The 25,925-nt window shown below is 48.7% G+C and carries 27 protein-coding genes; 5 read left to right on the forward strand and 22 right to left on the reverse strand.

Translation table 11 applies throughout. The annotated features are described in order from the left end of the window. Window positions 1–3 precede the first annotated feature (3 nt). From hisG to GEV47_RS07165, 17 genes are all read right to left on the reverse strand, one after another. A complete protein-coding gene (gene hisG, locus GEV47_RS07085) occupies window positions 4–663 on the reverse strand; it encodes an ATP phosphoribosyltransferase (RefSeq protein ID WP_153234036.1) in 660 nt (219 codons plus the stop codon). Beyond that, complete coding sequence (gene murA / locus GEV47_RS07090; protein WP_153234037.1) at window positions 660–1,910, reverse strand: UDP-N-acetylglucosamine 1-carboxyvinyltransferase; 1,251 nt, start codon at window positions 1,908–1,910, stop codon at window positions 660–662. Before murA ends, hisG begins: the two co-directional genes overlap by 4 nt. A gap of 72 nt (window positions 1,911–1,982) precedes the next feature. Further along, window positions 1,983–2,219: a BolA family protein gene (locus GEV47_RS07095; RefSeq protein WP_153234038.1), complete on the reverse strand. Its 237-nt coding sequence runs from the start codon at window positions 2,217–2,219 to the stop codon at window positions 1,983–1,985. 66 nt (window positions 2,220–2,285) lie between these two features. Beyond that, window positions 2,286–3,041, reverse strand: coding sequence for an ABC transporter permease (locus GEV47_RS07100; protein ID WP_153234039.1), 756 nt, complete (start codon window positions 3,039–3,041; stop codon window positions 2,286–2,288). Beyond that, window positions 3,038–4,015, reverse strand: a complete 978-nt coding sequence (locus GEV47_RS07105; RefSeq protein ID WP_153234040.1) for an ABC transporter ATP-binding protein — start codon at window positions 4,013–4,015, stop codon at window positions 3,038–3,040. Before GEV47_RS07105 ends, GEV47_RS07100 begins: the two co-directional genes overlap by 4 nt. Before the next feature lie 190 nt (window positions 4,016–4,205). After that, window positions 4,206–4,499, reverse strand: a complete 294-nt coding sequence (locus GEV47_RS07110; protein WP_153234041.1) for an STAS domain-containing protein — start codon at window positions 4,497–4,499, stop codon at window positions 4,206–4,208. Between the two features lie 114 nt (window positions 4,500–4,613). Continuing rightward, window positions 4,614–5,240 carry an MlaC/ttg2D family ABC transporter substrate-binding protein gene (locus GEV47_RS07115; RefSeq protein WP_153234042.1) on the reverse strand — a complete coding sequence of 209 codons (627 nt, stop codon included), beginning with the start codon at window positions 5,238–5,240 and terminating at the stop codon, window positions 4,614–4,616. Between the two features lie 193 nt (window positions 5,241–5,433). Further along, window positions 5,434–6,222 (reverse strand): MlaA family lipoprotein, encoded by a 789-nt coding sequence (locus GEV47_RS07120; protein ID WP_228124608.1) that lies wholly within the window; start codon window positions 6,220–6,222, stop codon window positions 5,434–5,436. Then, entirely contained in the window at window positions 6,219–6,692 is a 474-nt protein-coding gene (gene mlaD, locus GEV47_RS07125; RefSeq protein WP_153234043.1) for an outer membrane lipid asymmetry maintenance protein MlaD, read from the reverse strand. The genes GEV47_RS07120 and mlaD overlap by 4 nt, the downstream gene beginning before the upstream one ends. Window positions 6,693–6,864: 172 nt before the next feature. After that, window positions 6,865–7,644, reverse strand: coding sequence for a lipid asymmetry maintenance ABC transporter permease subunit MlaE (mlaE, locus tag GEV47_RS07130; RefSeq protein ID WP_153234044.1), 780 nt, complete (start codon window positions 7,642–7,644; stop codon window positions 6,865–6,867). Next, complete coding sequence (locus tag GEV47_RS07135) at window positions 7,641–8,456, reverse strand: ABC transporter ATP-binding protein (protein WP_322741580.1); 816 nt, start codon at window positions 8,454–8,456, stop codon at window positions 7,641–7,643. The genes mlaE and GEV47_RS07135 overlap by 4 nt, the downstream gene beginning before the upstream one ends. 230 nt (window positions 8,457–8,686) lie before the next feature. Next, complete coding sequence (locus GEV47_RS07140; RefSeq protein ID WP_153234045.1) at window positions 8,687–10,150, reverse strand: glutamate synthase subunit beta; 1,464 nt, start codon at window positions 10,148–10,150, stop codon at window positions 8,687–8,689. A gap of 116 nt (window positions 10,151–10,266) precedes the next feature. Then, on the reverse strand, window positions 10,267–14,961 hold the full coding sequence (locus GEV47_RS07145; protein WP_153234046.1) for a glutamate synthase-related protein: 4,695 nt from the start codon (window positions 14,959–14,961) through the stop codon (window positions 10,267–10,269). Between the two features lie 180 nt (window positions 14,962–15,141). Beyond that, the gene (locus GEV47_RS07150) at window positions 15,142–15,852 is read right to left on the reverse strand and encodes an REP-associated tyrosine transposase (protein WP_153234047.1); all 711 of its coding nucleotides are present in this window, start codon (window positions 15,850–15,852) and stop codon (window positions 15,142–15,144) included. Between the two features lie 71 nt (window positions 15,853–15,923). Beyond that, on the reverse strand, window positions 15,924–16,145 hold the full coding sequence (locus GEV47_RS07155) for a VF530 family protein (RefSeq protein ID WP_153234048.1): 222 nt from the start codon (window positions 16,143–16,145) through the stop codon (window positions 15,924–15,926). Window positions 16,146–16,148: 3 nt separating this feature from the next. Beyond that, window positions 16,149–16,367, reverse strand: a complete 219-nt coding sequence (locus GEV47_RS07160) for a DUF1653 domain-containing protein (protein WP_322741581.1) — start codon at window positions 16,365–16,367, stop codon at window positions 16,149–16,151. 2 nt (window positions 16,368–16,369) lie between these two features. Continuing rightward, a complete protein-coding gene (locus GEV47_RS07165) occupies window positions 16,370–16,600 on the reverse strand; it encodes a hypothetical protein (protein ID WP_153234049.1) in 231 nt (76 codons plus the stop codon). A gap of 33 nt (window positions 16,601–16,633) precedes the next feature. Between GEV47_RS07165 and GEV47_RS07170 the strand changes: the two genes are divergently transcribed. Continuing rightward, on the forward strand, window positions 16,634–17,596 hold the full coding sequence (locus tag GEV47_RS07170; RefSeq protein WP_153234050.1) for a hypothetical protein: 963 nt from the start codon (window positions 16,634–16,636) through the stop codon (window positions 17,594–17,596). A gap of 11 nt (window positions 17,597–17,607) precedes the next feature. Here the strand turns inward: GEV47_RS07170 and GEV47_RS07175 are convergent, their stop codons facing one another. The 3 genes from GEV47_RS07175 to GEV47_RS07185 form a co-directional block, all read right to left on the reverse strand. After that, on the reverse strand, window positions 17,608–19,101 hold the full coding sequence (locus tag GEV47_RS07175; protein ID WP_153234051.1) for an AMP nucleosidase: 1,494 nt from the start codon (window positions 19,099–19,101) through the stop codon (window positions 17,608–17,610). 85 nt (window positions 19,102–19,186) lie between these two features. Next, on the reverse strand, window positions 19,187–19,858 hold the full coding sequence (locus tag GEV47_RS07180) for a glutathione S-transferase (protein ID WP_153234052.1): 672 nt from the start codon (window positions 19,856–19,858) through the stop codon (window positions 19,187–19,189). A gap of 73 nt (window positions 19,859–19,931) precedes the next feature. Beyond that, window positions 19,932–20,768 (reverse strand): hypothetical protein, encoded by an 837-nt coding sequence (locus GEV47_RS07185; RefSeq protein WP_153234053.1) that lies wholly within the window; start codon window positions 20,766–20,768, stop codon window positions 19,932–19,934. A gap of 241 nt (window positions 20,769–21,009) precedes the next feature. Here GEV47_RS07185 and GEV47_RS07190 point away from each other — a divergent pair, with 241 nt between their 5' ends. The 4 genes from GEV47_RS07190 to GEV47_RS07205 all read left to right on the forward strand — a co-directional run bounded on the left by GEV47_RS07190 (window position 21,010) and on the right by GEV47_RS07205 (window position 23,955). Then, window positions 21,010–21,675: a response regulator gene (locus GEV47_RS07190; protein ID WP_153234054.1), complete on the forward strand. Its 666-nt coding sequence runs from the start codon at window positions 21,010–21,012 to the stop codon at window positions 21,673–21,675. Then, window positions 21,668–23,056 (forward strand): ATP-binding protein, encoded by a 1,389-nt coding sequence (locus GEV47_RS07195; protein WP_153234055.1) that lies wholly within the window; start codon window positions 21,668–21,670, stop codon window positions 23,054–23,056. The genes GEV47_RS07190 and GEV47_RS07195 overlap by 8 nt, the downstream gene beginning before the upstream one ends. A 122-nt stretch (window positions 23,057–23,178) precedes the next feature. Further along, the gene (locus GEV47_RS07200) at window positions 23,179–23,592 is read left to right on the forward strand and encodes a YgiW/YdeI family stress tolerance OB fold protein (RefSeq protein ID WP_153234056.1); all 414 of its coding nucleotides are present in this window, start codon (window positions 23,179–23,181) and stop codon (window positions 23,590–23,592) included. 78 nt (window positions 23,593–23,670) lie between these two features. After that, window positions 23,671–23,955 (forward strand): TFIIB-type zinc ribbon-containing protein, encoded by a 285-nt coding sequence (locus GEV47_RS07205; RefSeq protein ID WP_153234057.1) that lies wholly within the window; start codon window positions 23,671–23,673, stop codon window positions 23,953–23,955. A 93-nt stretch (window positions 23,956–24,048) separates the two neighbouring features. Here the strand turns inward: GEV47_RS07205 and tauC are convergent, their stop codons facing one another. Both tauC and GEV47_RS07215 read right to left on the reverse strand, forming a co-directional pair. Beyond that, window positions 24,049–24,936 carry a taurine ABC transporter permease TauC gene (tauC, locus tag GEV47_RS07210; protein WP_153234058.1) on the reverse strand — a complete coding sequence of 296 codons (888 nt, stop codon included), beginning with the start codon at window positions 24,934–24,936 and terminating at the stop codon, window positions 24,049–24,051. Continuing rightward, a complete protein-coding gene (locus GEV47_RS07215) occupies window positions 24,933–25,769 on the reverse strand; it encodes a taurine ABC transporter ATP-binding protein (RefSeq protein WP_153234059.1) in 837 nt (278 codons plus the stop codon). The genes tauC and GEV47_RS07215 overlap by 4 nt, the downstream gene beginning before the upstream one ends. Window positions 25,770–25,925 lie beyond the last annotated feature (156 nt).

Here is a 25,925-nt window from a genome sequence, read left to right on the forward strand (position 1 = left end):
TAATTATTGATTTGAGGCTTTTTGAATCGCTTCCAAAATCGGCTGCAAGCGTTCACGCTTCAATTTCAATGCAGCTTGATTCACCACTAAACGTGAAGAAATTTCCATAATGTGCTCAACCTCGACCAGGTTATTCGCACGCAAAGTACTACCAGTGCTAACCAGATCGACAATCGCATCAGCCAAACCTACCAGCGGCGCCAATTCCATCGAACCATACAATTTGATCAAATCAACGTGCACGCCTTTGGCAGCAAAATGCTCACGCGCGGTTAGCAGATATTTGGTGGCTACGCGCAAACGCGCACCTTGTCGCACTGCATTTTCATAATCAAAACCAGCTGATACCGCGACCGACATGCGACATTTTGCGATATTCAAATCGATCGGCTGATACAAGCCCTCACCACCGTGTTCATGCAGCACGTCTTTACCCGCAACACCAAAATCTGCAGCGCCATATTGCACATAGGTCGGCACATCGGATGCACGTACGATGATGACGTTAACCTGCGGATCATTGGTTGGCAAAATTAACTTACGCGATGTTTCCGGATTCTCGGTCACCACGATCCCGGCAGCTTCCAGCAGGGGCAAAGTCTCTTCAAAGATGCGCCCTTTGGATAAAGCCAGCGTCAGTTTTGTATTCGCTTGCGTTGTCATTTTATTCTTTCAATCTTGGCACCCACCGCGGACAATTTATGTTCCATACGATCGTAACCGCGATCCAGATGATAAATTCGTTCAATCAGCGTTTCACCTTGCGCGACCAAACCAGCAATCACTAATGAAGCCGATGCGCGCAAGTCGGTTGCCATCACTGGCGCGCCAACCAATTTGTCGACGCCTTTGATGATCGCAGTGTTACCTTGAGTGTCGATTGCCGCACCCAGACGATTCATTTCCTGGACATGCATGAAGCGATTTTCAAAGATGGTTTCAGTGACATGACTAGTACCATCAGCGATCAAATTCATCGCCATGAACTGCGCTTGCATATCGGTTGGGAAGCCCGGATATTCAGTCGTGCGGAAACTTACCGCTTTTGGTCGCGCCGCCATTTGCACACGGATACTATCGTCTTCAGAAGTTAAAATCACACCCGCTTCACGCAGCTTGTCCAGTGCCACATCCAATGTATGAATGCGCGTATTCTTTAAGACCACATCACCACCGGCAGCGGCCACAGCACACAGGAAAGTGCCGGTTTCAATCCGGTCTGGAATAACGCTATGCGTAGCGCCATGCAATGAGGCGACACCTTGAATAACCAATCGGTCAGTACCGATACCTTCGATTTTTGCACCCATTGCAACCAGCAAATTGGCGAGGTCAGTAACCTCTGGCTCGCGGGCCGCATTTTCCAATATTGTTTCGCCCTCTGCCAAGGTTGCAGCCATTAACAGATTTTCAGTGCCGGTCACCGTGATCATATCGGTCACTACGCGTGCACCCTTGAGCTTCTTGGCTTTCGCGTGGATGTAACCCGCTTCTATCGTGATCTCGGCGCCCATCGCTTGCAGACCTTTGATATGTTGATCCACTGGACGCGATCCGATCGCGCAACCACCTGGTAAAGATACTTTAGCTTCACCAAAACGCGCCAATAACGGACCTAATACCAAAATCGAAGCACGCATGGTTTTCACCATTTCGTAAGGCGCTTCCCAATTATGGATAGCATCGCCCTGCAAGATCACTGTATGGCCGTCTTGTTGTGCCTTCAAACCCATCTGCGCCAGCAACTTCAGCATCGTCGTTACATCATGTAGATTCGGGACGTTATTCAGATGCAGCGGATCAGAACTAAGTAAGCCGGCACACAAAATCGGCAGCGCAGCGTTTTTGGCACCAGAGATGGTGATCTCACCGGAGAGGCGATGACCGCCTTGAATCAATAATTTATCCATGTTTATTTAAACTGTCGCTATCTAATGTTCACAAAATGTACGCTAAGAGGCTATAGAACTAATTGCTTAGTTCTACTTTTGAAATTCTTCTGGGGTAAGTGTCTTCATCGATAACGCGTGAATTTCTTCGCGCATGCGATCACCTAACGCGGCGTAGACCAACTGATGCCGTTGAATCAAACGCTTTCCGGCGAAAGCATCTGACACGATCACCGCAGTAAAATGCTGACCATCGCCATCCACTTCTAAATGCGTGCAGGCCAGACCAGCGGCGATGTAATCTTTAACTAATTCGGGTGTGGGTAACATGAAAACCTGCTGTCTGTATTTATAAAATCAAAAAAACTCAACGTTGCGTTAATAACTCTGCGCAGTTCAATGACGCAACTTATATCCGCGCTTTAACATTTGTACCGCCACCACCACAAACGCCATTAAGAAGACGACAACGATAGCGAGACTAATCAGCGGGTTCACGTCTGACTGCCCGAAAAATCCATAGCGGAAGCCATCAATCATATAGAAGAATGGATTGAAATGAGATACGGTTTGCCAAAATGGCGGCAACGAATGAATCGAATAGAAAACGCCCGCCAAAAATGTTGCTGGCATGATCAAAAAGTTTTGAAACGCGGCGAGTTGGTCAAATTTATCTGCCCAGATACCAGCGATCAACCCCATCGTTCCCAGCAATGCGGAGCCAAGCACGGCAAATATGATGATCCACCACGGCGCAACGAAAGACATGCCGACGAATAGGCTTGTTATTAATAGCACACCTGTTCCGACCATCACGCCGCGCGCTACCGAAGCAAGCACATAGCCGCCGAACAACTCCCAATGCGATAGCGGTGGCAACAACACGAAGACCAGATTGCCCGTCATTTTGGACTGCGCCAACGAAGATGACGTATTGGCGAACGCGTTTTGCAACACGCTCATCATCACCAAACCTGGCACCAAAAATGCGGTGTACTGCACGCCTGGATATACTTCTATGTGATCTTTTAAAGTGTGACCAAAAATGAGCAAGTACAACATCGCCGTCAATATTGGTGCTGCGACAGTTTGTGTCGCAACTTTCCAAAAACGCAGTATTTCTTTATAGAGCAGAGTTTGAAAGCCTATCATTTTGCACCGCCAATATAACGAGTGTTGGCGCTGGGTTGACGACTTTCATTAATGCCATGCACGCTTTCACCATCCATTACTTGTAAAAATACATCTTCCAAATCGGCTTGCTGCAGATGCATATCCTCTATCCGCACGTTAGCCTGGCGTAAGGTCGCCAATATCGGCTCAACCTCATCATAGTTGGTAACGCGCAATGCGTACTTTCCTGCATCGCCATTGCTACCCGCGTGTAAAACCAAAGGATGGAGCGCTGCTGGCAACGATGTTCCGGGCATCAAATTGAGCAGTAACTGCGAACCTGAAATACGTTTAAGCAGCGCAGCGGTAGTATCTAACGCCACCATTTTCCCTAATTTCAACATAGCGATGCGATTGCATTGCTCTTGCGCTTCTTCCAGATAATGCGTAGTCAGCACCACGGTATGACCTTCTCGATTTAAGCGCGAGATGAATTTCCATAAGGTTTGACGCAGTTCAACATCGACACCTGCAGTAGGCTCGTCCAACACGATCACAGGTGGTTTATGGACCAAAGCCTGCGCGACCAATACACGACGTTTCATACCACCTGACAAAGCGCGCATATTCACGTCAGCTTTGTTGGTGAGATCAAGATTTTCCATGACCTCATCTATCCACTTGTCGTTGTTTTTCAGACCAAAATAACCTGACTGCAAACGCAAGGTTTCACGCACCGTGAAAAATGGATCAAAGACCAATTCTTGCGGCACAACGCCGAGCTTACGTCGGGCGGCGCGATAATCACTGACTACATCATGACCATGAATGGTCACGTTGCCAGAGTCGGCACGATTTAGGCCCGCAATAATGGAAATTAAGGTGGTTTTCCCAGCGCCGTTAGGGCCGAGCAAGCCAAAAAATTCGCCCTCTTCGATGCTTAAGGACACGCCATCCAACGCTTGTAGCGATTGATAACGCTTTTTAACTTGTGTTATTTGAATGGCCGCCATAGTGGCTCGATACTCTTATAGGAAACGTAAAAATGAATAGCATACGGATTGTGGAATAAACCACAACCACGAACGTGGCTTAATGCGAAACCTTTGATTATAGGGCAATTCCGGAAACGCGAATGAGCTACAGGAAGAAACGGGAAAGGAATGCCTGACATAGAGGCATTTTAGCGACGAATGACGAGCGTCAATGATGCTTTAGGTCGTGTGGTGCCTGCTTGGTTGGCGGCGTCAGCAATTGTGTCACGCCATATAAATCAATCAAGCTTTCCAGATTCGCAGGCAAACTTGAGAAATGCAGAATCAGGCCGCGATTCTTCGCGGCGCATTGCCATGCCAGCAATGTTGCGACTGCAGCAGAGTCAACCGCAACCACATCGCCTAAATCAATCTCTGTTTCACCTGCCGCAATCGCACGCAAACCTGCTTCCAGAGCGAGTTTTGCATTGCTGACAGTAAGAGAGTGTGGTGGCCTGAACATGATTGCAATCTATTTCTTTTACGACATGGTCATATCACTGTTAGCGATATGCCAGTACTGATGAGGAGAACGGCGCAAAAGGGAGTCACTCCCTTTTGCTATGTATTACTTGGATTACTTGTATTTTGCTGCCAGTGCTTTATTTTTGTCCGCTAATGTTTTGATGAAGCCATCAATGCCAGAAGCCTGGATCCCAGATGTGAACTGTCCTTGATACGTTTGAACCAACCATGCGCCAAGAATATTCACGTCAAAAATTTTCCAACCAGTCGCTGTCTTTGTCAGACGGTAAGAAAGCTGAATTGGTTCACCGCGCGGTTGAATTACTGTTGTGCGTACTTCAGCATCATCATCGCCGGTCGGCGCAGAACGCAAAGGCTGCACGTTAATTTTTTGATCGCTGACTTGAGACAATGCACCAGAATAGGTGTAAATCAAAATATCGCGAAATTGCGCGGTTAACTGCTTTTGCTGCTCTGGAGTAGCAGTGCGCCAGTTTCTGGCCGCGGCCATTGCAGTCATCTTGTCAAAGTCGATATAAGGAACGATTTTTTGTTGCACTAAAGACAACAGATGCTGCTTGTTACCGGCCTGGACACTCTTGTCAGCCTGCACACCATCCATAACTTCTTGACTGATACGCTTGATCAGCGCATCTGGCGCTTCTTGTGCCGAGGCAGTTCCAGCAAATGCCAAAGTGCCGAAAGCAAGTATTGCCAAGTATTTTTTCAATATATTCATTTTTATCGATATTCTTTCTAAAATTGATGATGACTTGCGAGAGTACGTACGATGCAAGCCATGCGCAATGCTTATGGCTCATTATGACCTGAGAACCCACATGGGGTTCCCAGTGATGATTTTCAATTACAAAAAAGGCAGCGCTGTTTCACTTTGTTACGCATTGCCATTTTTACAATTTTGCCATTTTACGTCATTGAGGCGTTTTTGGCGTCACATCTGCCGGGGCTGCTTTTTCTGCAGGAGCTGAAGAGTCGCCGTCATCTTTCGCTGGACCGTCAATTTGACTTTGGCGACGCTGAATATACGCGTCTCGTACAAATTGATATTTATCTAAAGCGATTTGATCTATCAAATCCGTTGCATCCAATAAATTGGCGCGCTTATCCACCAGACGTACCACTGTGCCGGTATTGCGCCAGCGAACCGGATATTTATATGACCAGGGATCCGCATAGATATCCACAGGCAACGCTGCAGCATCACGAATATTCGATGGGCCGAACAACGGCAACACTAGGTATGGCCCTGAGCCCACGCCCCATATGCCTAACGTCTGTCCGAAATCCTTATCCTTCTTTTGCAACCCTGCTTGTGACGCAAAGTCGATCAGGCCACCTAAGCCAAGCGTCGAATTCATTGTAAATCGCACCAGGCTGGTCGTCCCGTCAGTGCCATTACCTTGCATATAACCGTTAGCCGAATCCCAGACATCGCCGATATTACTAAAGAAATTATGCACGCCGGTTTGCACAAACGATGGGAGAAATTTGCGATAGGCTGTGGCGATTGGTTTTAAGGCGATCTGATCAAATTTGTCATTAACCGTGAACATCGTCCGGTTAAAACCTTCCAGCGGATCTTGTGGGCTCGGATTGGTAACCGTTGCACAGCCGCCTAAGACTGCAAACAGCGCCGCCAAACTTAAACGCGTTGCGGTTGTTCTTTTTGTTGTTGCCGCCATTATTGATACGTCCTTCATTGTGAACTATCCTTTCCGTCGGCTGCTTTGCTATAGAGAAGCTGACTAATCAAGTTCTCCAGCACTATTGCCGATTGCGTCATTTTGATATGATCGCCTGCAACCAAATCCTGAGGATCGCCACCGGCTTCAATACCAATATATTGCTCCCCCAATAAACCTGCAGTCAAAATCTTGGCAGAACTGTCTTTAGGGAATTGATAACGGTTATCCAGATTCAATGTAACAATGGCCTGGAAATTTTTATCATCAAAGCTGATATCGGCCACGCGACCGACTACCACACCGGCGCTACGAACCGCAGCGCGTGGCTTAAGGCCGCCGATATTGTCAAATTTAGTAATCACGGGATAAGTCCCCTGAAAACTGGCTGCGGTTAAATTACCAGCCCGCAACGCCAGGAACGCCAAAGCCAAAGCACCTAACAGGACGAATAAACCGACCCATACGTCTACCGATTTTTGTTGCATTATTATCACCTTAAAAATGACTGACGAGGCTTTCAACAACCTCAAACTAGCGTATTAATCAGTCTTAATGCATTGAATGCATTGTTATATGCATCACTAAAAGATAGTGAGACAGGCTAACTGTTTACTTAAAAAACAAAATGCCCTGAATCCATTACTTTGTAACGTTGCGTTACTTAAACATTAACGCCGTCAATAGGAAGTCCAATCCAAGTACGGTCAGCGAAGAAATCACGACTGTTCGCGTGGTAGCACGTGCGACTCCTTCGGGCGTGGGTTTAGCTTGATACCCTTGGTAAAGCGCAATAAAAGTGACAGCAATACCGAAGATAACGCTTTTCAGTACGCCATTCATAATGTCTTCCCAAAAATCAACGCCGCCTTGCATTTGCGACCAGAATGCTCCGCCATCAATGCCGATAAGTTTCACGCCGACCAAATAACCACCAATAACACCCAAAGCACTAAACACGGCAGCCAACAATGGCATCGCAATGACACCGCCCCAGAAACGCGGCGCCATCACCCGTTGCATAGGATTAACCGCCATCATTTCCATCGCCGATAATTGTTCACCAGCCTTCATCAAACCAATTTCCGCTGTCAGCGAAGTTCCTGCGCGTCCAGCGAACAATAGTGCGGTTACCACCGGTCCCAATTCACGTACCAATGACAACGCAACCAGCACACCCAACATCTGTTCCGAACCGTATTTGCTCAGTGTGTAATAACCTTGCAAACCCAGTACACCGCCAATAAATAAGCCAGACACACCGATAATCGACATCGAATAATTGCCGATGAAATGAATCTGATCGGTCACCAATCGCGGACGGCGCAACATCCCGCCAGAAACCCTCAGGATAGAGAGGAATGCGCGCGTTGCCTGGCCTAAGCCAGTAATTGATTCACGCAATCCACCGCCCAGCGAGGCTAATAAATTTACAATCATCTCGCATCCTCCAAACCAAAATCTGCAGCTAATGATTTACCGGGATAGTGGAAAGGTACCGGCCCATCGGCTTCTGCGTGCACAAACTGTTTGACATAAGGATCGGAAGAGGCCCGCATTTCTTCTGGTGTACCTTGCGCGACAATTTTCCCTTGGGACAGAAAATAAACATAATCGGCAATCGCAAACGCTTCATCCACATCATGCGAAACCAGAATGCTGGTAGAACCCAAGGCATCGTTTAGCTTACGAATCAGATTGGCGGTCACGCCCATGGAAATAGGATCCAAGCCAGCAAATGGCTCGTCATACATAATCAATTCAGGATCAAGCGCAATGGCACGTGCCAACGCGACCCGCCGCGACATCCCGCCTGAAATTTCCGAAGGCTTGAGCTGCGCTGCATTACGCAGGCCTACCGCCTGCAGTTTCATCAAGACTAAATTGTGCAGCAGCTCAGGAGGCAGATCGGTATGCTCGCGCAACGGAAAAGCAACATTCTCATAAGCTGTTAAATCAGTAAACAATGCGCCGTTTTGAAATAGCATGCCCATTTTGCGTCGTAAAGCATACAGGGCTGACGTTGTCAGTTTATGCACAACCTCACCGTCAACGCGCACTTCACCTGCTTGCGGCTGCAATTGACCACCGATCAAACGCAATATAGTAGTCTTGCCAGAGCCAGAACCGCCCATGACAGCAATGACTTTTCCACGTGGGAAATTCATGTTGAGCGACGATAAAATCACACGCTCACCATAACCAAACTGGACATCGCGAACTTCGACAATATTATCGACAATATTAGACACTAAGTATCCACCGATTTAAGCAAAGCCAGTATTGTAGTTGATCAGAACACAATCTGTCTTTGCATTAGAAAAGCGCCTCAGTTTTATTGGCATAAATTCAATGCAATGCCTTGCAAACAGACATCACTTTACATCTGCACAATAAAATCTCATCAGCACAAAAGCAAAACTGGCTTGCACAAACAATATGCAAACCAGTTTCAATTAAAGCTAGTGACACAAGCAGCAAATTAACGCGGCAGTACAGATGCTCCCATCAAATACTCATCGACCGCGCGCGCGCATTGACGGCCTTCACGAATCGCCCACACCACCAGCGATTGCCCGCGACGCATATCACCCGCCGCAAACACCTTATCAACCGAGGTGTGATAACAGCCATCGCCGTCAGTCGTTGCTTTGGCGTTACCACGTGCGTCTTTATCGACGCCGAAAGCATCCAACACTTGCGACACTGGGGAAACAAAGCCCATCGCTAAAAATACCAAATCCGCTTTCATTTCAAATTCGGAATTGGGCACTTCTTGCATCTTGCCGTCTTTCCACTCAACGCGCGCAGCGATCAGCTTTTCAACCTTGCCGTTTTTGCCTTCGAGACGCTTGGTCGCCACGGCCCAATCACGGTCACAACCTTCTTCATGTGAAGAGGAAGTGCGCAATTTTGTCGGCCAGTATGGCCATACCATTTCTTTATTTTCTTGCTCTGGCGGTTGTGGCATCAACTCAAATTGCGAGATCGACGCTGCACCTTGGCGATTCGAAGTACCGACGCAATCCGAACCAGTATCGCCGCCGCCGATTACCACCACATGTTTACCACCAGCCAAAATTTGATCTTTGACCTTGTCGCCCGCATTAACTTTGTTTTGCTGCGGCAGGAAATCCATCGCAAAATGCACGCCTTTTAATTCACGTCCTGGTACCGGCAAATCGCGTGGTTGTTCCGCACCGCCAGCAATCACAATTGCATCAAAATCGTTTTTCAAATCCTCTGGAAAAATCGTTTTCTTCGCACCGTTATTGACGTTGACCGGGAAATCTTTACCAATCAAGATGCCGGTACGGAAAGTCACGCCTTCCGCTTCCATTTGTTCTACGCGGCGATCAATGTGCGATTTTTCCATTTTAAAATCAGGAATACCGTAACGTAGCAAACCGCCGACGCGATCACTTTTTTCAAAAACTGTCACATCATGGCCGATACGTGCCAGTTGCTGCGCCGCTGCCAATCCTGCTGGTCCGGAGCCAACAACCGCAACCTTCTTGCCGGTTTTCACCAATGCCGGTTGTGGTGCGATCCAGCCGCTTTCCCAACCCTTATCGATGATGAAATGCTCAATTGATTTGATGCCTACCGGATCGCTGTTAATGCCTAAAGTACACGCGCTTTCGCACGGCGCAGGACAAACGCGTCCGGTAAATTCTGGGAAATTATTGGTGGAATGCAGCGTATCCAAGGCTTCACGATAATTACCGCGATAGACCAGATCGTTCCAGTCAGGAATAATGTTGTTAACCGGACAGCCGTTATTACAAAAAGGAATCCCGCAATCCATACAACGCGCGCCCTGCGTTTTCGCATCGCCGTCACTCAAACTCATGACAAATTCTTTGTAATGCTTGCTCCGCGCTTGCGGTGCTTCATACGCTTCGCTCAAGCGTTGGAATTCCATAAAGCCTGTTACTTTTCCCATTTTTCACTCACATATTTGACTACGACTAATTTAGTGTCGTCGTTCCCGCGCAAGCGGGAATCCATGTTGAACTAAACCTGGATCCCCGCTTGCGCGAGGATGACGAGGCTCAAATTTTAGGCAACAACTTTTGCTTTGCTCGCCGTTTTAGGCGGTGCAGATGCTGCATTCATTTCCGCCATTGCCCGTTTATATTCAATCGGGAAAACTTTGACGAATTTGCCGCGTGATGCCACCCAGTCATCCAACAAATTACGCGCACGTGTGCTGCCGGTGAGTTTGAAGTGACGCTCCACCAAGCCCTTCAGAATCGCCTCATCCGCCTGGCCTTCTTCGCCGCGTTGCAAACTATGCCAGATCGCCTTATCGGTTGTCGCTTCTTGCTCGCCTTGGCTCAATACAGGTTCTAGCGTCACCATGGATAAATTGCAGCGCGCTGCAAATTCGCCATCCGGATCGTAGACGTAGGCCATGCCGCCAGACATCCCCGCCGCAAAGTTACGCCCAGTTGCGCCCAACACAACCACGGTACCGCCGGTCATATATTCACAGCCATGATCGCCACAGCCTTCAACCACGGTCAAAGCACCAGAATTACGGACTGCGAAACGCTCGCCAGCAACGCCATTCAAGAACGCTTCACCAGCAGTCGCACCGTACAGCACTGTGTTACCGGCAATGATGTTATCGACGGCACGGCCGCGGAATTCCGTATTCGGGCGCACGATAATGCGGCCACCGGAAAGCCCTTTACCAACGTAATCGTTACCTTCCCCAACCAGATCCAGCGTAACGCCGTGTGCTAAAAACGCACCGGCTGACTGGCCTGCAGTACCTTGCAGTTGAATATGAATCGTATCGTCCGGCAAACCGGCATTGCCATATTTTTTCGCCACTTCGCCGGACAACATCGCTCCGACCGTACGGTTCAGATTCCTGATCGGTGAAATGAACGACACACGTTCACCCTTATCAATCGCCGCTTTTGCTTGCGCAATCAACTTGTGATCCAACGCTTTTTCAAGCGCATGATCTTGCTCTTCAACGTGGTAATACACGCCGCCTTCTGGCAATGCTGGTTGATAGAAAATGCGTGAGAAATCCAAACCTTGCGCTTTCCAATGCGTAATCGCTTTGGCTTTATCCAACAGATCTGCACGACCAATTAATTCATTGAAAGTACGAATACCCAATTGCGCCATGATCTGACGCGCTTCTTCTGCAATGAAAAAGAAGAAATTCACCACGTATTCTGGTTTACCGGAAAACTTGGCACGTAGCTCTGGATCTTGTGTCGCTACACCGACTGGGCAAGTGTTCAAATGACACTTGCGCATCATGATGCAACCCTCAACCACCAACGGCGCAGTTGAGAATCCAAACTCGTCAGCACCCAACAACGCACCAATCACGATGTCGCGACCAGTTTTCATCTGACCGTCGGCTTGCACGCGAATCCGGCTACGCAGGCCATTCAAGACCAAGGTTTGCTGGGTTTCAGCCAGACCTAATTCCCACGGTGAACCGGCATGTTTCATCGACGTCAGCGGTGTTGCACCTGTGCCGCCGTCATGGCCCGCGATAACGATATGATCGGCTTTCGCTTTAGTGACACCGGCGGCAACCGTACCAACGCCGACTTCCGACACCAGCTTGACCGAGATCGTGGCTTTCGGATTGACGTTTTTCAAGTCATGAATCAGCTGCGCCAAATCTTCAATCGAATAAATATCGTGATGCGGTGGTGGTGAAATCAAACCCACGCCCGGCACTGAGAAACGCAACTTCGCAATGTACTCAGACACTTTGTGGCCAGGCAATTGACCACCTTCACCTGGCTTGGCACCTTGCGCCATCTTGATCTGGATTTGATCGGCCGAAGTTAAATATTCCGCCGTCACACCAAAGCGCCCCGACGCAACTTGCTTGATTTTTGAGCGCAACGAATCGCCCGCCAGCAATGGAATATCCACCATTACTTGTTCGCTGCCGATCACCGATGACAAGGTTTCGCCTTGTTTGATCGGGATACCTTTCAATTCCTGACGATAGCGCTTAGGATCTTCGCCGCCTTCGCCGGTATTTGATTTGCCGCCGATACGGTTCATCGCCACCGCCAAGGTTGCATGTGCCTCGGTTGAAATCGAACCGAGCGACATCGCTCCTGTAGCAAAACGTTTGACGATTTCTTTTGCTGGTTCTACTTCATCCAATGGAATCGCGGTACTTGGGTCGATCTTGAATTCAAACAAACCACGCAAAGTCATGTGGCGCTTGGATTGATCATTGATAATCTGTGCGTATTCTTTGTAGGTGTTGAAATTATTGGCGCGTGATGAATGCTGCAATTTCGCAATCGCATCCGGCGTCCACATATGCTCTTCGCCACGGGTGCGGTAGGCGTACTCACCGCCGGCGTCGAGTGCATTGGCCAAAATCGGATCATCACTGAACGCAGCGCGATGCAAACGCAATGCTTCTTCTGCGACTTCAAACACGCCGATGCCTTCGACGTTAGATGCGGTACCTTTAAAGTACTTTTTCACCATGTCTTTATTCAGGCCGATCGCTTCAAAAATCTGCGCGCCGCAGTAGGACATGTACGTCGAAATGCCCATCTTCGACATCACCTTCAGCAAGCCTTTACCAATGGCTTTCTGGAAGTTATAAATCACTTTTTCAGCAGACAAATCACCAGGCAAACCTTGTGCCATCGCGCTCAACGTATCCATCGCCAGATACGGATGGATTGCTTCTGCGCCGTAGCCCGCCAACAGAGCGAAATGATGCACTTCACGTGCTGATCCGGTTTCCACCACTAAGCCGGTGGAAGTACGCAAACCTTTGGTAACCAAATGCTGATGAATTGCTGACGTCGCCAACAATGCCGGAATCGCCACTTGATCGGCATCGACCTTACGATCCGAAATAATCAATATGTTGTGACCAGACTTGACCGCATCAACTGCCTTCGCGCATAGCGATGCCAGGCGCGCTTCGATACCCTCTTTACCCCATGCGACTGGATAGCAGATATTCAATTCATGCGATTTAAATTTGCCACCTGTATGCGCGCCAATGTTGCGTAATTTGGCAATATCCGCATAATCCAGAATCGGCTGCGACACTTCCAAACGCATTGGTGGGTTGATGTTATTGGTATCCAGCATATTCGGCTTAGGGCCGATAAACGACACCAGCGACATCACCATCGCTTCACGAATCGGATCGATAGGTGGATTGGTTACTTGCGCAAACAATTGCTTGAAGTAGTTGTAAAGCGTTTTGTCTTTATTCGACATGACCGCCAACGGCGAATCATTACCCATCGAACCAATCGCCTCTTCTCCGCTGACAGCCATCGGCGACATCAAGAATTTGATATCTTCTTGTGTGTAGCCAAATAACTGCTGGCGATCCAATAAAGGAATCGTCGAAATCTCTTCATGGGGCTCGGCCTTGAGCGCATCCAGTTTCACACTCACCGAAGCAATCCATTGCTTGTATGGCTTGGCGTTAGAGAAAGTGTCTTTCAATTCTTTGTCGTCGATAATGCGACCGGCATCCAAATCGATCAAAAACATTTTGCCCGGTTGCAAACGCCATTTTTGGATGATTTTCGATTCAGGAATTGGCAACACACCGGATTCCGACGCCATCACTACCAAATCGTCATCTGTAACGATGTAACGCGCTGGGCGCAAACCGTTGCGATCTAAAGTACCGCCGATATGACGACCATCTGTAAACGCCATCGCAGCAGGGCCGTCCCACGGCTCCATCATCGCTGCGTGATATTCGTAGAATGCGCGACGATTCTCATCCATAGAAGTATGGCTTTCCCACGCTTCCGGAATCATCATCATCATCGCTTGTGCCAGCGGATAACCGGCCATGATCAATAGTTCGAGCGCGTTGTCAAAACTCGCGGTATCGGATTGACCTTCGTAAATCAGCGGGAACAATTTTTGCAGATCATCGCCCAACACCGCCGATTTCATCACGCCTTCGCGCGCGCGCATCCAGTTAAAGTTACCTTTAACGGTATTGATTTCACCGTTATGCGCGATCAAGCGATATGGATGCGCCAGTGGCCATTCCGGGAATGTATTGGTCGAGAAACGTTGATGCACCAATGCCAACGCAGATGAGCAACGCGGATCTTGCAAATCTTTGTAGTACACACCGACTTGATCAGCCAGCAGCAAGCCTTTGTAGACCACGGTGCGCGCCGACATCGACGGCACGAAAAATTCTTTACCATGCAACAGATTCAATGCCTGAATTGCATGTCCGGACGATTTACGAATCACGTATAACTTACGCTCAAGTGCGTCGGTCACCATAACATCAGGACCGCGTCCGATGAAAATCTGGCGGATCACTGGTTCCCTGTTACGCACAATCGGCGACATCGGCATATCGATGTCAACCGGCACGTCGCGCCAGCCCAACAACACTTGACCTTCTGCCAACACCGCGCGCTCAATTTCTTGTTCGCATGCTATGCGTGAAGCATTCTCTTTTGGCAGGAATACCATACCAACACCGTACTCGCCCGGCGGTGGCAACGTCACACCCTGCTTCGCCATTTCTTCGCGATAGTACTGATCTGGTACCTGAATCAGGATACCGGCGCCATCGCCCATCAGTTTATCCGCCCCAACCGCGCCCCGATGGTCAAGATTTTTTAGGATGAGCAAACCCTGCTCAACGATAGCGTGACTTTTTTTGCCCTTGATATGCGCAATAAAACCGACGCCGCAGGCGTCGTGTTCGTTGTTTGGGTCGTATAAACCTTGTGCTTCCATGTCGTTGCTCCACCACTTTACGAGTAAGGATATTCAGCATAGTGCAGAGCAGCACAGACTTCAACCAGAATAATTAGGGTCGGAGTAAAATATAGTATTTCATATTTCGCATATTATTTATATAGGGACAGAGTAAATTCCGCTGTGAAACTTGATTGCAAAGCACTGCCAGCCTACTGATCAGGAATCTTTGTTCTTATCTGCGGTTGATTTAGATGGTCGCCCACGCTTGGCGGGGCTTACGCGTTGTTTGCTCTGTTTCTCAAGAGCCAATTTGAACTTATCCGAGCCCAGTGCCCACCCTTTGTTGGTAGCGTCGACAAGCTCCAATACTTCCACAGAAGTTAGTGCTCGCTCTGCCATTTCCTTATATGTGGCCTCGCGCTCGAATGGCGTATTCCCCAAACCCCAATACAGCGCATGGTCCACAATCAACGGATCTGACTTCAGCCCAACGTGATGTAAATAGCTGGACCAATGATAATCGCTCGGCATCGCCACCAAGCCAGCACGCACGGGGTTGGTTTCGATATAGCGACAGCACAGCATGAAATAGCGGTCGGTATCAATTACCGTCGCCTTGTAGCGTCCTTGCCACAAAGTACCGACACGATCCTGTTTTTGATTGAAATAAGGCACATAAAAACGCCCTATCCATTGCATCATCCGCGCCAGACCTTGTGCATCGGCAGGGGTCGCCAGCAAATGAAAATGATTGGGCATCAGCACGTAAGCATGAATAGCAACTTTAAATTGCTTAGCAGCATCGCGTAAACGTGCCAAAAAGAACATATAGTCATCCGCATCGCGGAAAATCGTCTGACGATCGATACCGCGCTGGATGATGTGATGAGGTTGATTGGGAATGACGAGACGAGGTAGGCGGGCCATGGTAGCAACGTGCAATGATTGAGAACTAAATTGTACTCAATAAATTGACTCCGACCCCAATATAATTAATTCTACGTTGTAATAGATGTAACGTACAACGCCTCAACCTTTTCCCGCGCCCAAGGTGTTTTGCGTAAAAACTTTAAACTGGATTTGATACTGGGATCACTTTGAAAACAACGAATCTCAATCATTTTGCCAAGCTGCTCCCAGCCGTAGTAATCGACCAGCGCCGTCAAGAGGTTTTCCAGGGTGATGCCTTGAAGTGGATCTTTTGTATTTGTTGATGCCATGATCTATTTCCCTGCTGAAATTTCCACTGCTTCTATTTTCGTAAATCGCTGCACCATTTTTCCTTCATGTTCAATTTGCTCAAAGAACACCGTGCTCGGACGCGTCCAAATGGTGCCGTTGACCATCGCGCGATACACAATCATCGTTACCGTTGGATCTGATTCCAAGGTTGCTTCGCAAATGAATTCATAGATACCGCCTTTAAAATGCTGATACTGCACTTCTACTCTCCCGCAAATTCGGCAGCCGCCTTCGCCGTCCACAACGCCTTGTTATGTGATTCAAAAGGCGCATCATAACCTTCAACTTGCCCATCCTCATCAATAAAATGTACCCACCATCCATGCTCATCATGCACAATCGCGGTATCGCCGGGGCGACAATGCTGTGCAATTTCTTCACCACTCTCCAGAGTGACTATATTTGTTCTTCTATGTTTAATCGTTGTTGACATGCGTCTTGTCTCCACCATGGGTTACAGATAAATATGAAAAAGCATCACTTCATTTTGATGTTGATTGCGGCTCTCATCGCCGCCATCGCTTGTATGTTCTTTTATCCGCAAGAAGCGAAAGTCATAAAGCTCACTGAACAACGTGCAAGCAAGCAAACGACAACTATGCCCGTTGCGGCCATTTCAGTTGTTCCTACACGAGCAGTACACAACCGATCCGCATTCATTGCAATATCAAAAGCATATCAATCGACCAATGATTTATATGCGCTGTATGCAAAATACCGTAACAGCGAAAACGCCGATGAAAAATATTTCGCATGGAATGCACTGCAATTTTGCGCGCGTTATGCCCTTCCAGGCCGGGGAAATGTCATCGTCGTTCTACCGAAGTCGCCACCATATAAATTATTAGATGGACCGGCAAATAGCGCTCCCTCCAGAGATATTGCGGATCGCAATCTCGCTGCGCGTTGTGCCGGATTTACAAATATGACAGTTGATGCCCTCAAAGCTGAGAACAAAGCATTAGGCAAGGAAGTGCAAAATGGCGATAGCTATGCGGCCATAGAATATAAACTTATCGCCTTAGATAAAATTGGCAAAAAAGACGAAGCACACCTCTTGGCTAAAAACGCTTTTTTGTCGCAAGAACCTGATGCCATTGTCGCCCTGACTGGCTACATGCAAACGCTATGGGATGATGCTGAGCATAAAAACACTAACGAAAATATAGAAGTAAAAGATTTGCAAAGTGTAAAACCAGATACACGTGCGATGGGATTTCATTTAGCGGCTTGCGATCTCGGCTTAGATTGCAGTGCTCATGCTGTTGACGTGGAAGGAATGTGCGTCTATGGGGGGAGTTGTGAAATGCCAATGGAAGAAGCGTTGAAGCAACTTCTTACACCGGCAGAGATTGACGACATGCTCAATAAAAGAGATTTTTATGTTCAAGCAATTAAGGCTGGTGACTATAAAGCGGTCGGATTATAGTCACCAGCAATTTAACGGAACGCAGGCTCACTAAAGCTGCGCAACTTCCGGCTATGCAGTTGATCCACACCTTGATTACGTAAAACTTCCAGTGCATGGATGCCTATTTTCAAATGCTGGTTTACGCGCTGCTCGTAAAACCGATTTGCCATCCCCGGCAATTTGATTTCGCCATGCAACGGTTTGTCGGAAACACACAATAAAGTCCCATAAGGGACACGGAAACGGAAACCATTTGCGGCCACAGTGGCGCTTTCCATATCCAATGCAATGCAACGACTTTGATTGAAGCGCAATAAAGGCACGCGGTGATCGCGTAGTTCCCAATTGCGATCATCGACTGACGCTACCGTGCCGGTGCGCATGATGCGCTTGAGTTCATATCCGTCTAGTTGCGTGATATGCGCCACCGCATCCTGCAATGCCATTTGCACTTCTGCCAGCGCTGGAATCGGCACCCACAATGGCAAGTCATCATCCAGCACATGATCATCACGCACGTACGCATGTGCCAACACATAATCCCCCATCCTTTGCGACGCCGCCAAACCGGCGCAGTGTCCCAGCATCAACCAGCCATGTGGACGCAAAACGGCGACGTGATCAGTGATGGTTTTGGCGTTCGATGGGCCAACACCGATATTGATCAGCGTGATGCCAGAACCATCCGCACGTTGCAAATGATATGCCGGCATTTGCGGTTGTCGCGCTGGTGCAATGCCGGTGATAGCGCGATCGGATGGCAAGTCATCCAGATTGGCATTCCATGTTGTCAAATCACCCGGCTCGACAAATGCCGTGTATTGCTGACGATAAATGCGCTGTTCCGGGTCATCGGTTTCCTGCATCAATTCGCGTCCCATGCGAATGAACTCATCGACGTAAAACGCATAGTTGGTAAACAAAACGTAGCGCTGAAAACGGTCCGGAGAAGTCGCGGTGTAATGCTTCAAACGATGCAAAGAATAATCAATTCGTGGTGCTGTAAACAGTGCTAATGGATGTGGTTCACCGGCTGCCTCGGCATAAGTTCCGTTAACGATGCAATCATCCATCGTCGCCAAATTCGGCAAATCAAATACATCCGGCAAAGAACGCAAATGATCGGAATCGAGCGTACCTTCGACGTGTATCCCTTCGGAGAAAGCAAAGTGCACCGGAATCGGCATATCACTGACGCCAATTTCCAGCGGCACATCATGATTGTCGCGTAATAATTTGAATTGACTGATTAAATATTGGGTATATAAAGCTGGTCGCGTTAGCGTCGTTTGGTAGACGCCAGGGCCGGCCACGAAGCCGAATGATTGCCGCGTATCGGCACGGGTATGAAACTCAGTGGTTACACGCACAAACGGATAGCAGGCACGCACACGTCCAGGCAATACTTCGCCGTTAGAAAAACGTTTAAACGCATCGCGCAATAACGCTGTGTTGTGTTCGTAAATAGCGCACACACGCTCAACTGCTGCATGTGGATCGGTGAATTTTTCAGTAGCGAACATTGCATCTCCGTAGGACATCAAGATGCATTCATTCTACTGGGATTGCGTGGAATAAGGTAGGTCGGAAATGATGACCTGCCAATGACTAACGCATTAAATCGTACTGCCCGCCCTTTTCAACCGCGCGCAAATACGCAGGGCGCTCATGAATCCGTTTTAAAAATGCCATCAGTCGGGGACGGCTTTCGTTAAGGCCACCGCGTGAACTTGCGGCCTCTAATGGAAAACTCATTTGAATATCGGCAGCACTGAATTCTTCACCCGCAAACCAGGTGCTTTTACCTAGTTCCGCTTCCAAAAAATCCAGATGTGTCGCGATCTGCGGATTAATATAATTTTTCTGCATGCCGCCAGAAATCATCTTGGCAAATGGTCGCAGAAATGCTGGCATCGGCGGTTTGTCGATGCGGCCGAAAATTAATTTTAATAGCAGCGGATGCATGGCCGAACCTTCGGCGTAATGCAGCCAATAGGTATAGCGCAATCTGTCTTTGCTGCCAAACTCTGGAATCAAACGACCACCACCGTACTGTTGCACCAGATATTCAATAATCGCGCCTGACTCCGCGATGGTGTTGTGCTCATCGCTGATCACGGGCGACTTTCCAAGTGGATGCACAGCGCGCAATTCAGCTGGTGCCAGCATGGTTTTTGGGTTGCGCTGGTAGCGTTTTATTTCATACGGCAACCCTAGTTCTTCCAACAACCAGAGTACACGCTGTGAGCGCGAGTTATTTAAGTGGTGTACCGTGATCATGCGCTCTCCAATAGACTACATTTTATTAAGACTTACGCAAAAAATTATCACCCAAGTGCCCACTACTGAAATGTTACCGCGCCGATCCACCAAAAAACTCACGCATCATAAATGATTCCAGTCCAGCCTGATCGGTTGGACGTGCGGACAAGGTAATGACCTTACCCAAGCGCTGCGAATCCCATTGGAAATCACCTTGATAGCGTTTACGGATCAGCTCGATCATGCTTCTAATGATGGCGATTTCCAGATTGCCATCTGGTCCAGCCTGAACATCAATATACTGGCGACGATTTTCACGGGCAGTACCGCCCCAACCGTTGAATGCGTATTGCGCGGAGCTAGTGCCTTTGTGAATAATCTGGAATACGCCACCGCCACCACCTCTGTGGGTAAGGAAATTGATGTTGGCCAGCGCAACCGCGTTGTCTGCCGCTGGCGCTTGGCCGTTGCTGCCATTATCGTCAGGCGTTTCATTCTCGGTTAATCCAGCCGCTGCGCGACGTTTGGCACGCGCCGCTTCTATCATGGTGCTCATGTCCATGTCTGGCGACACCTTGGCAATCGGTGGCGGCTCTACGGGCTTTTCTTGTGGCGGCGTCGGCGTCGGTTTCGTGCGCGCAATCACGGGGGACGGACGAACTTTAGGCGTCACCTTGGCGACTTTAGGTTTACTGGCAGATTTCGTCGTAGGCGGTCGTGCCTGAGTCTTATGCACCGCCGAACTCGGTGATGTTTCTTGGATAAATGTGATATTCAACGCATCTGATGGCTCCGGGCGCATCTGAACGACGATTTTGTCCGCTTGCGTCAGAACCAAAAACAGCAATACCACATGCAGCAACACTGTTACGGCGATGCTTATCCATGTCTTGCGGGTATCGTGCGGGGTATATGGTGAAATCGTCATGTGTCGTACAAATTGCGCAAACGCTGCCATTAAAATTAATTAGCATTTCTGCAATTATTACTGTGAGCAAAGTAGTCGAAACCAAACAAAGCGCTACACTACAACAAAAAACGGCACCAAGTACGAGTGCCGTTAAGTTTTTACACTTAAGAAACATTCGCATAGCTTAAGTTACATGCACTCAAAAGAGAACAATCTCGCCTTAAGCCTGTCTTAATCAGCCCAGCTTACAATTTATCTCATGCGCATCCTCCTTGTCGAAGACGATCCCTCCCTCGGTGCCACCGTACAATCCTGGCTGCAGCTTGATGGTTACGCGGTGGACTGGGTGCTGCGCGGCGATTCCGCGGCAACCGCACTGCAAACCCATTGCTATGACTGCGTACTGCTGGATCGCGGCTTACCGGGATTTTCCGGCGATCAACTTTTGCGGCAATTACGGCAAGCCCAGAATCTGGTCCCGATACTCTTGATCACTGCCCGCGATACCTTGGCCGACCGGATCGAAGGTTTGGATTTGGGGGCGGATGATTATTTGATCAAACCGTTTGACCTGGAGGAAATGTCGGCACGCATTCGCGCTGCCATGCGCCGCCATGGACAATTGTCGACGAATATTCTGACGCACGGCAAGATAGAGCTCAACCTGGCCAGCAAACGCGTTATGTCAGATGGTGCTGCAATCGAACTGACTGCGCGCGAATTTGCGGTATTACACGCGTTGATGCTGCGGCGCCAGCAAATCGTCACTCGGGCGCAAATCGAAGAAACCTTATACGGCTGGGGCGACGAAGTGGAGAGCAATGCCATCGAAGTGCATATCCATCATCTGCGTAAAAAACTCGGTGCCTCATTCATCGTCACCTTGCGCGGCCTCGGCTATCGTTTAAAAGAAGAGCATGTCTGAACTGCCTCAAGATCACACCAGCGCCTCAAAGCCGCGTGCATATTCATTGCGATGGCGTTTACTGGGCACCATACTTGGTATCAGCACCTTATTGTGGCTGGCAAGTCTGACTATCATCGCGTTCATTGCGTGGCACGAAACCAACGAGGTGTTTGACGATGCCCTGAAGGAGTCCAGCTATCTGATCATGGCAGCCACCACTGATTTTAATGATAGAGGATTATTGAACGAAGCCGGAGTCGGTACCGGCGAGCCACGCAAAGTAGATATTCAATATCAAATCGTGGTCAACGATAAAGTGATTCAGCGTACTGACAAAGCACCACACATACCTTTCGTTCCTGAATTTGAACGAAGTAAAGGTTTCACGAATATCGAGATCGACGGTACGCGGTGGCGTATCTTCGTAGTACGCAGCAAGGATGCACATTTTGAAGTGCAGGTCGGACAAAAATTTAAAAAACGCCTGGATATTCTGGATGAATTAGCGGATAGCCTAATTATTCCCGTCGTGTTGCTGCTAACGCTATTAGGCTTGGTCAGCTGGTACTGCGTCAGTCGCCTGATCAAACCGATCAAACACACCGCCTATGCATTAACGCAAAAATCGTTAAACGACCTGAAGCCAGTCACGTTGGATAATCAACCTAGCGAATTGCAACCCATCGTCAGTGCACTCAACGGTGTATTGCTACGTCTGGATACCGCGCTACAAGCTGAACGCCGTTTCACCGCCGATGCTGCCCATGAACTGCGTACTCCGCTGGCGGCTTTACGGATGCATGTGCAATTATTGCAGCGTCAACATGGTGAACTGTCCATTCCGTTTCAAAAACTGCGCGATGATATAGATCGCAGTACAGCGTTGGTTGAAAATTTATTAGCGCTGGCACGCCTGGACCCGATCAATCAAAGCAGCCTGCAACGACAAACCGTCACGCTGCAACCTTATCTGCAGGAATTGATACTAAACCATGCAACTATGGCCGAGCAACGCGGCATACATTTGCAACTGCACTGCAACGCTGATCATCTGAGCATGAATGCCGACATGATGCAGATCGCCTTACGCAATCTGCTCGACAATGCATTACGCTACAGTTCAGAAAACAGCACCGTTCGCATCGCTACCAGCAAGACCGCAGGCATGTTGCGGATCGCCATTTGCGACGACGGCCCTGGTGTCGATGCCGAACAACGGGGCAGACTGAGTGAGCGTTTTTTTCGGGTACTAGGTAGTGGTAAAAGCGGGAATGGTTTGGGACTATCTATCGTCCGTCGCATCGCCGAATTGCACGGCGCAACTCTCTCTTTTGGCGATGGCTTGCATGGTCGTGGGTTGGGTGTTTTTCTGGATTTTCCACAGCAAGAAAGCATCTGACATCAGCCGTTGTCGTTACTTATAGTTCTTAAGACAAGCTTAAGCTTGATAGCGCCTAATAGCATCAAGGTCAGCGCACGCTTTAGCACTGGTCGTTGCTAACGTAACTATCAAGGAATTATATGGTGCACATCAATAAACTTATCATCATTGCCGTTTTATCAGCCAGTTCCACCGCCGTTATCGCGCAAGGCTATAGCGGTCCATCTACTGACCCTGCCTCGAAAACTACCGCCAGTCCTCATTACAACGGTCCATCGACAGTACCCACCATGACTGTCAAACAGTTGCTGGCAAATGGCAGTGACGATCAATATGTGACCGTAATCGGAAAGATAGTCCGTCATACCGGTGGCGAGCACTATGTGTTTTCTGATGCCAGTGGCGAAATGAAAGTTGAGATTTCACATAAACATTTCCCGGCAAACACCACTATCAACGCTACAACGCTGGTCGAAATCACCGGAAAATTCGATAAAAATCTCATAGCCGAGTCGGAATTAGACGTGAAGAAAATTAACGTAATAACAGCATAAGCAAGCTATAGAAATAGGCGAGGCGCCGTTAATTCACGGGCCTTGAAATTGTCGCTTTTAACAAATCTGGAGGTACCTATGTATTGTCCTGTATGCAAAGACAAAGAGCTGGTCATGAGCGAGCGTCAAAGCATCGAAATCGACTATTGTCCAGGCTGTCGCGGTGTGTGGTTAGATCGCGGTGAACTTGATAAAATTATTCAGAAATCGGTTCAGGACCAAGTAGCTGATGCACTGCATCCAACACAAACAGCACGTGAACCTGAATATCAACCTTCTCACCATAGTCAACATTCACGCCATGGCGACAATCGCTATCGCACAAAAAAGAAAGAAAGCTTTTGGCAAGAATTGTTCGATTAATTTGATTTAATTTTTATCGGATTTTAATTAGATAAAACAGAAATAGAGTGGGCACTAAAACCCGTGCTCTCCTATTTCTGCAGAATATCGACACTATCCTTGTTCACTCCAAGGTACGTACTGCCGTTGCAACCAGCGTATTCCAAATTCAAAAATCGACGCGATCAAAGCGATCACCAAAATCCCCATGATCACCACATCCGTCACCAAGAACTGTGCGGCCGATTGAATCATGAAGCCAAGACCGCACGTCGCGGCAATCAATTCTGCCGCCACTAAAGTCGACCAGCCCACGCCCAAACCTATTCGTACGCCGGTCAACACATCCGGTAGCGCGGATGGCAAAACGACGAAACGAATCAACTGCCAACGACTAGCGCCCAATGATCGTGCCGATAGCAAACGCTGTGGATGAACCCGGCGTACTCCCTGCACCGTCGCAATCGTCAGCGGCGCAAAAATCGCCAGATAAATCAGCAGCACTTTAGACAACTCACCAATCCCGCACCAGATCACAATCAGTGGCAAATATGCCAACGGTGGTATTGGCCGGTAAAACTCGATCAATGGATCAAATACTGCCCTTGCGCGACGACTTAGTCCTATCCAGATACCCAACGGTATCGCGCTCACCAGCGCCAATAGCAAGGCGGCAAAAACCCGCAAGATACTGGTGCTGGCATGCTGCCATAAAGTGGCATCAACAAATCCTTCTGTCGCCACTGCATAAAATTTGTGCATGACCGCCAACGGCGATGGCAAGAACAATGGCGGCACTAAAGCCAATGCACTCACCAGCCACCATAATCCAAACAATGCAAATACAGTAATCAGCGTGATCGTCCGATCTGAAACCGGCGCACGTGCTGTTACTTCAGATTTGCCGCGTCGTGACGCTTGTGTCGAGACGGGTATTGACGCTTGTATTAATATTTCGCGCGGCAATTCAAGCGCCGACAGGGTCGCTGATAATTCACTCATGCTGCCCACGCTTCTTTGTTAGTTTCATACTTAACTTCGTCATGCTTAACTTCATTCTGCAATAACTGTTCAAGAATCTCTTCGCGTAAGCGGACAAAAGAAGGATCGGACTTAATGCTGCGCGCCGATTCACCAGCCGCAAAGCGCTGACCGAATTCCAGTTGATGCACACTTTCAACGCGACCCGGACGTGCGCGCAACAACACCAAATCAGTGGCTAAAAACAAAGCCTCTTCGACGCTATGCGTAATCATGAACATGCCTTTTCCGCTGCGATGCCACACTTGCAGCAAGTGCTCTTGCATCCTCTCACGCGTCAGGGCATCGAGCGCACCCAGAGGCTCATCCAACAATAAAAAGCGCGGATCAACCGCCAATGCGCGAGCCAGACTGACACGCTGACGCATGCCGCCAGACAGTTTATCGATAGCGTAATCGGCGTAGTCTGCCAAGCCAGTCAGCTGCAAATATTCATGCGCTTTCTCTGCGCGTTTTTCTTTGCCCCAACCGGCCAGACGCAGCCCAAACACCACGTTTTCCTGCACCGTTTGCCAAGGTAACAAAGTATCGCTTTGAAACACCACGCCGCGTTCAGCACCCGGCCCGGTAATCGCACTGCCATCCAAACTGACACTGCCGCTAGTCGGCGTCAGAAAACCGGCGATCACATTCAACAAAGTCGTCTTGCCACATCCCGACTCGCCAATCACCACGGTGAAACTGCCATCACGACAATCCAGCGACAGGTTGCGTAATACTTCGACTGATTGCGTTGGATTGCGGCGTGAAGATGGAGTGTTAAAACTCACACCTATGGATTGCAAGCGAATCATGATGCTTCCTTATTAACTGATGTTACACAAAGCCGTGGTGCGCATGGCATGTTGTGCTCACAACACGGTGTAGCGCAGACCGAAAGAAGTTAATTTCAGAGATCACTGCTTGAGCAAACCCTGTTTCCGATATCCAGACCATAAGACCGTGAGCAC

The sequence above is a fragment of the Glaciimonas soli genome (assembly GCF_009497155.1).
Taxonomy (GTDB): domain Bacteria; phylum Pseudomonadota; class Gammaproteobacteria; order Burkholderiales; family Burkholderiaceae_D; genus Glaciimonas; species Glaciimonas soli.

What these genes read in the sequence shown, in the direction of transcription:
- GEV47_RS07180 (WP_153234052.1), bottom strand. Translation starts at nt 19,858, where the DNA reads ATGATCACGGTACACCACTTAAATAACTCGCGCTCACAGCGTGTACTC.
- GEV47_RS07095 (WP_153234038.1), bottom strand. Translation starts at nt 2,219, where the DNA reads ATGTTACCCACACCCGAATTAGTTAAAGATTACATCGCCGCTGGTCTG.
- GEV47_RS07205 (WP_153234057.1), top strand. Translation starts at nt 23,671, where the DNA reads ATGTATTGTCCTGTATGCAAAGACAAAGAGCTGGTCATGAGCGAGCGT.
- GEV47_RS07155 (WP_153234048.1), bottom strand. Translation starts at nt 16,145, where the DNA reads ATGGCATCAACAAATACAAAAGATCCACTTCAAGGCATCACCCTGGAA.
- GEV47_RS07110 (WP_153234041.1), bottom strand. Translation starts at nt 4,499, where the DNA reads ATGTTCAGGCCACCACACTCTCTTACTGTCAGCAATGCAAAACTCGCT.
- GEV47_RS07140 (WP_153234045.1), bottom strand. Translation starts at nt 10,150, where the DNA reads ATGGGAAAAGTAACAGGCTTTATGGAATTCCAACGCTTGAGCGAAGCG.
- GEV47_RS07120 (WP_228124608.1), bottom strand. Translation starts at nt 6,222, where the DNA reads ATGAAGGACGTATCAATAATGGCGGCAACAACAAAAAGAACAACCGCA.
- GEV47_RS07165 (WP_153234049.1), bottom strand. Translation starts at nt 16,600, where the DNA reads ATGTCAACAACGATTAAACATAGAAGAACAAATATAGTCACTCTGGAG.
- GEV47_RS07115 (WP_153234042.1), bottom strand. Translation starts at nt 5,240, where the DNA reads ATGAATATATTGAAAAAATACTTGGCAATACTTGCTTTCGGCACTTTG.
- murA (WP_153234037.1), bottom strand. Translation starts at nt 1,910, where the DNA reads ATGGATAAATTATTGATTCAAGGCGGTCATCGCCTCTCCGGTGAGATC.
- GEV47_RS07200 (WP_153234056.1), top strand. Translation starts at nt 23,179, where the DNA reads ATGGTGCACATCAATAAACTTATCATCATTGCCGTTTTATCAGCCAGT.
- mlaE (WP_153234044.1), bottom strand. Translation starts at nt 7,644, where the DNA reads ATGATTGTAAATTTATTAGCCTCGCTGGGCGGTGGATTGCGTGAATCA.
- GEV47_RS07215 (WP_153234059.1), bottom strand. Translation starts at nt 25,769, where the DNA reads ATGATTCGCTTGCAATCCATAGGTGTGAGTTTTAACACTCCATCTTCA.
- GEV47_RS07100 (WP_153234039.1), bottom strand. Translation starts at nt 3,041, where the DNA reads ATGATAGGCTTTCAAACTCTGCTCTATAAAGAAATACTGCGTTTTTGG.
- GEV47_RS07195 (WP_153234055.1), top strand. Translation starts at nt 21,668, where the DNA reads ATGTCTGAACTGCCTCAAGATCACACCAGCGCCTCAAAGCCGCGTGCA.
- GEV47_RS07175 (WP_153234051.1), bottom strand. Translation starts at nt 19,101, where the DNA reads ATGTTCGCTACTGAAAAATTCACCGATCCACATGCAGCAGTTGAGCGT.
- GEV47_RS07170 (WP_153234050.1), top strand. Translation starts at nt 16,634, where the DNA reads ATGAAAAAGCATCACTTCATTTTGATGTTGATTGCGGCTCTCATCGCC.
- GEV47_RS07190 (WP_153234054.1), top strand. Translation starts at nt 21,010, where the DNA reads ATGCGCATCCTCCTTGTCGAAGACGATCCCTCCCTCGGTGCCACCGTA.
- tauC (WP_153234058.1), bottom strand. Translation starts at nt 24,936, where the DNA reads ATGAGTGAATTATCAGCGACCCTGTCGGCGCTTGAATTGCCGCGCGAA.
- GEV47_RS07150 (WP_153234047.1), bottom strand. Translation starts at nt 15,852, where the DNA reads ATGGCCCGCCTACCTCGTCTCGTCATTCCCAATCAACCTCATCACATC.
- GEV47_RS07105 (WP_153234040.1), bottom strand. Translation starts at nt 4,015, where the DNA reads ATGGCGGCCATTCAAATAACACAAGTTAAAAAGCGTTATCAATCGCTA.
- GEV47_RS07185 (WP_153234053.1), bottom strand. Translation starts at nt 20,768, where the DNA reads ATGACGATTTCACCATATACCCCGCACGATACCCGCAAGACATGGATA.
- hisG (WP_153234036.1), bottom strand. Translation starts at nt 663, where the DNA reads ATGACAACGCAAGCGAATACAAAACTGACGCTGGCTTTATCCAAAGGG.
- GEV47_RS07145 (WP_153234046.1), bottom strand. Translation starts at nt 14,961, where the DNA reads ATGGAAGCACAAGGTTTATACGACCCAAACAACGAACACGACGCCTGC.
- mlaD (WP_153234043.1), bottom strand. Translation starts at nt 6,692, where the DNA reads ATGCAACAAAAATCGGTAGACGTATGGGTCGGTTTATTCGTCCTGTTA.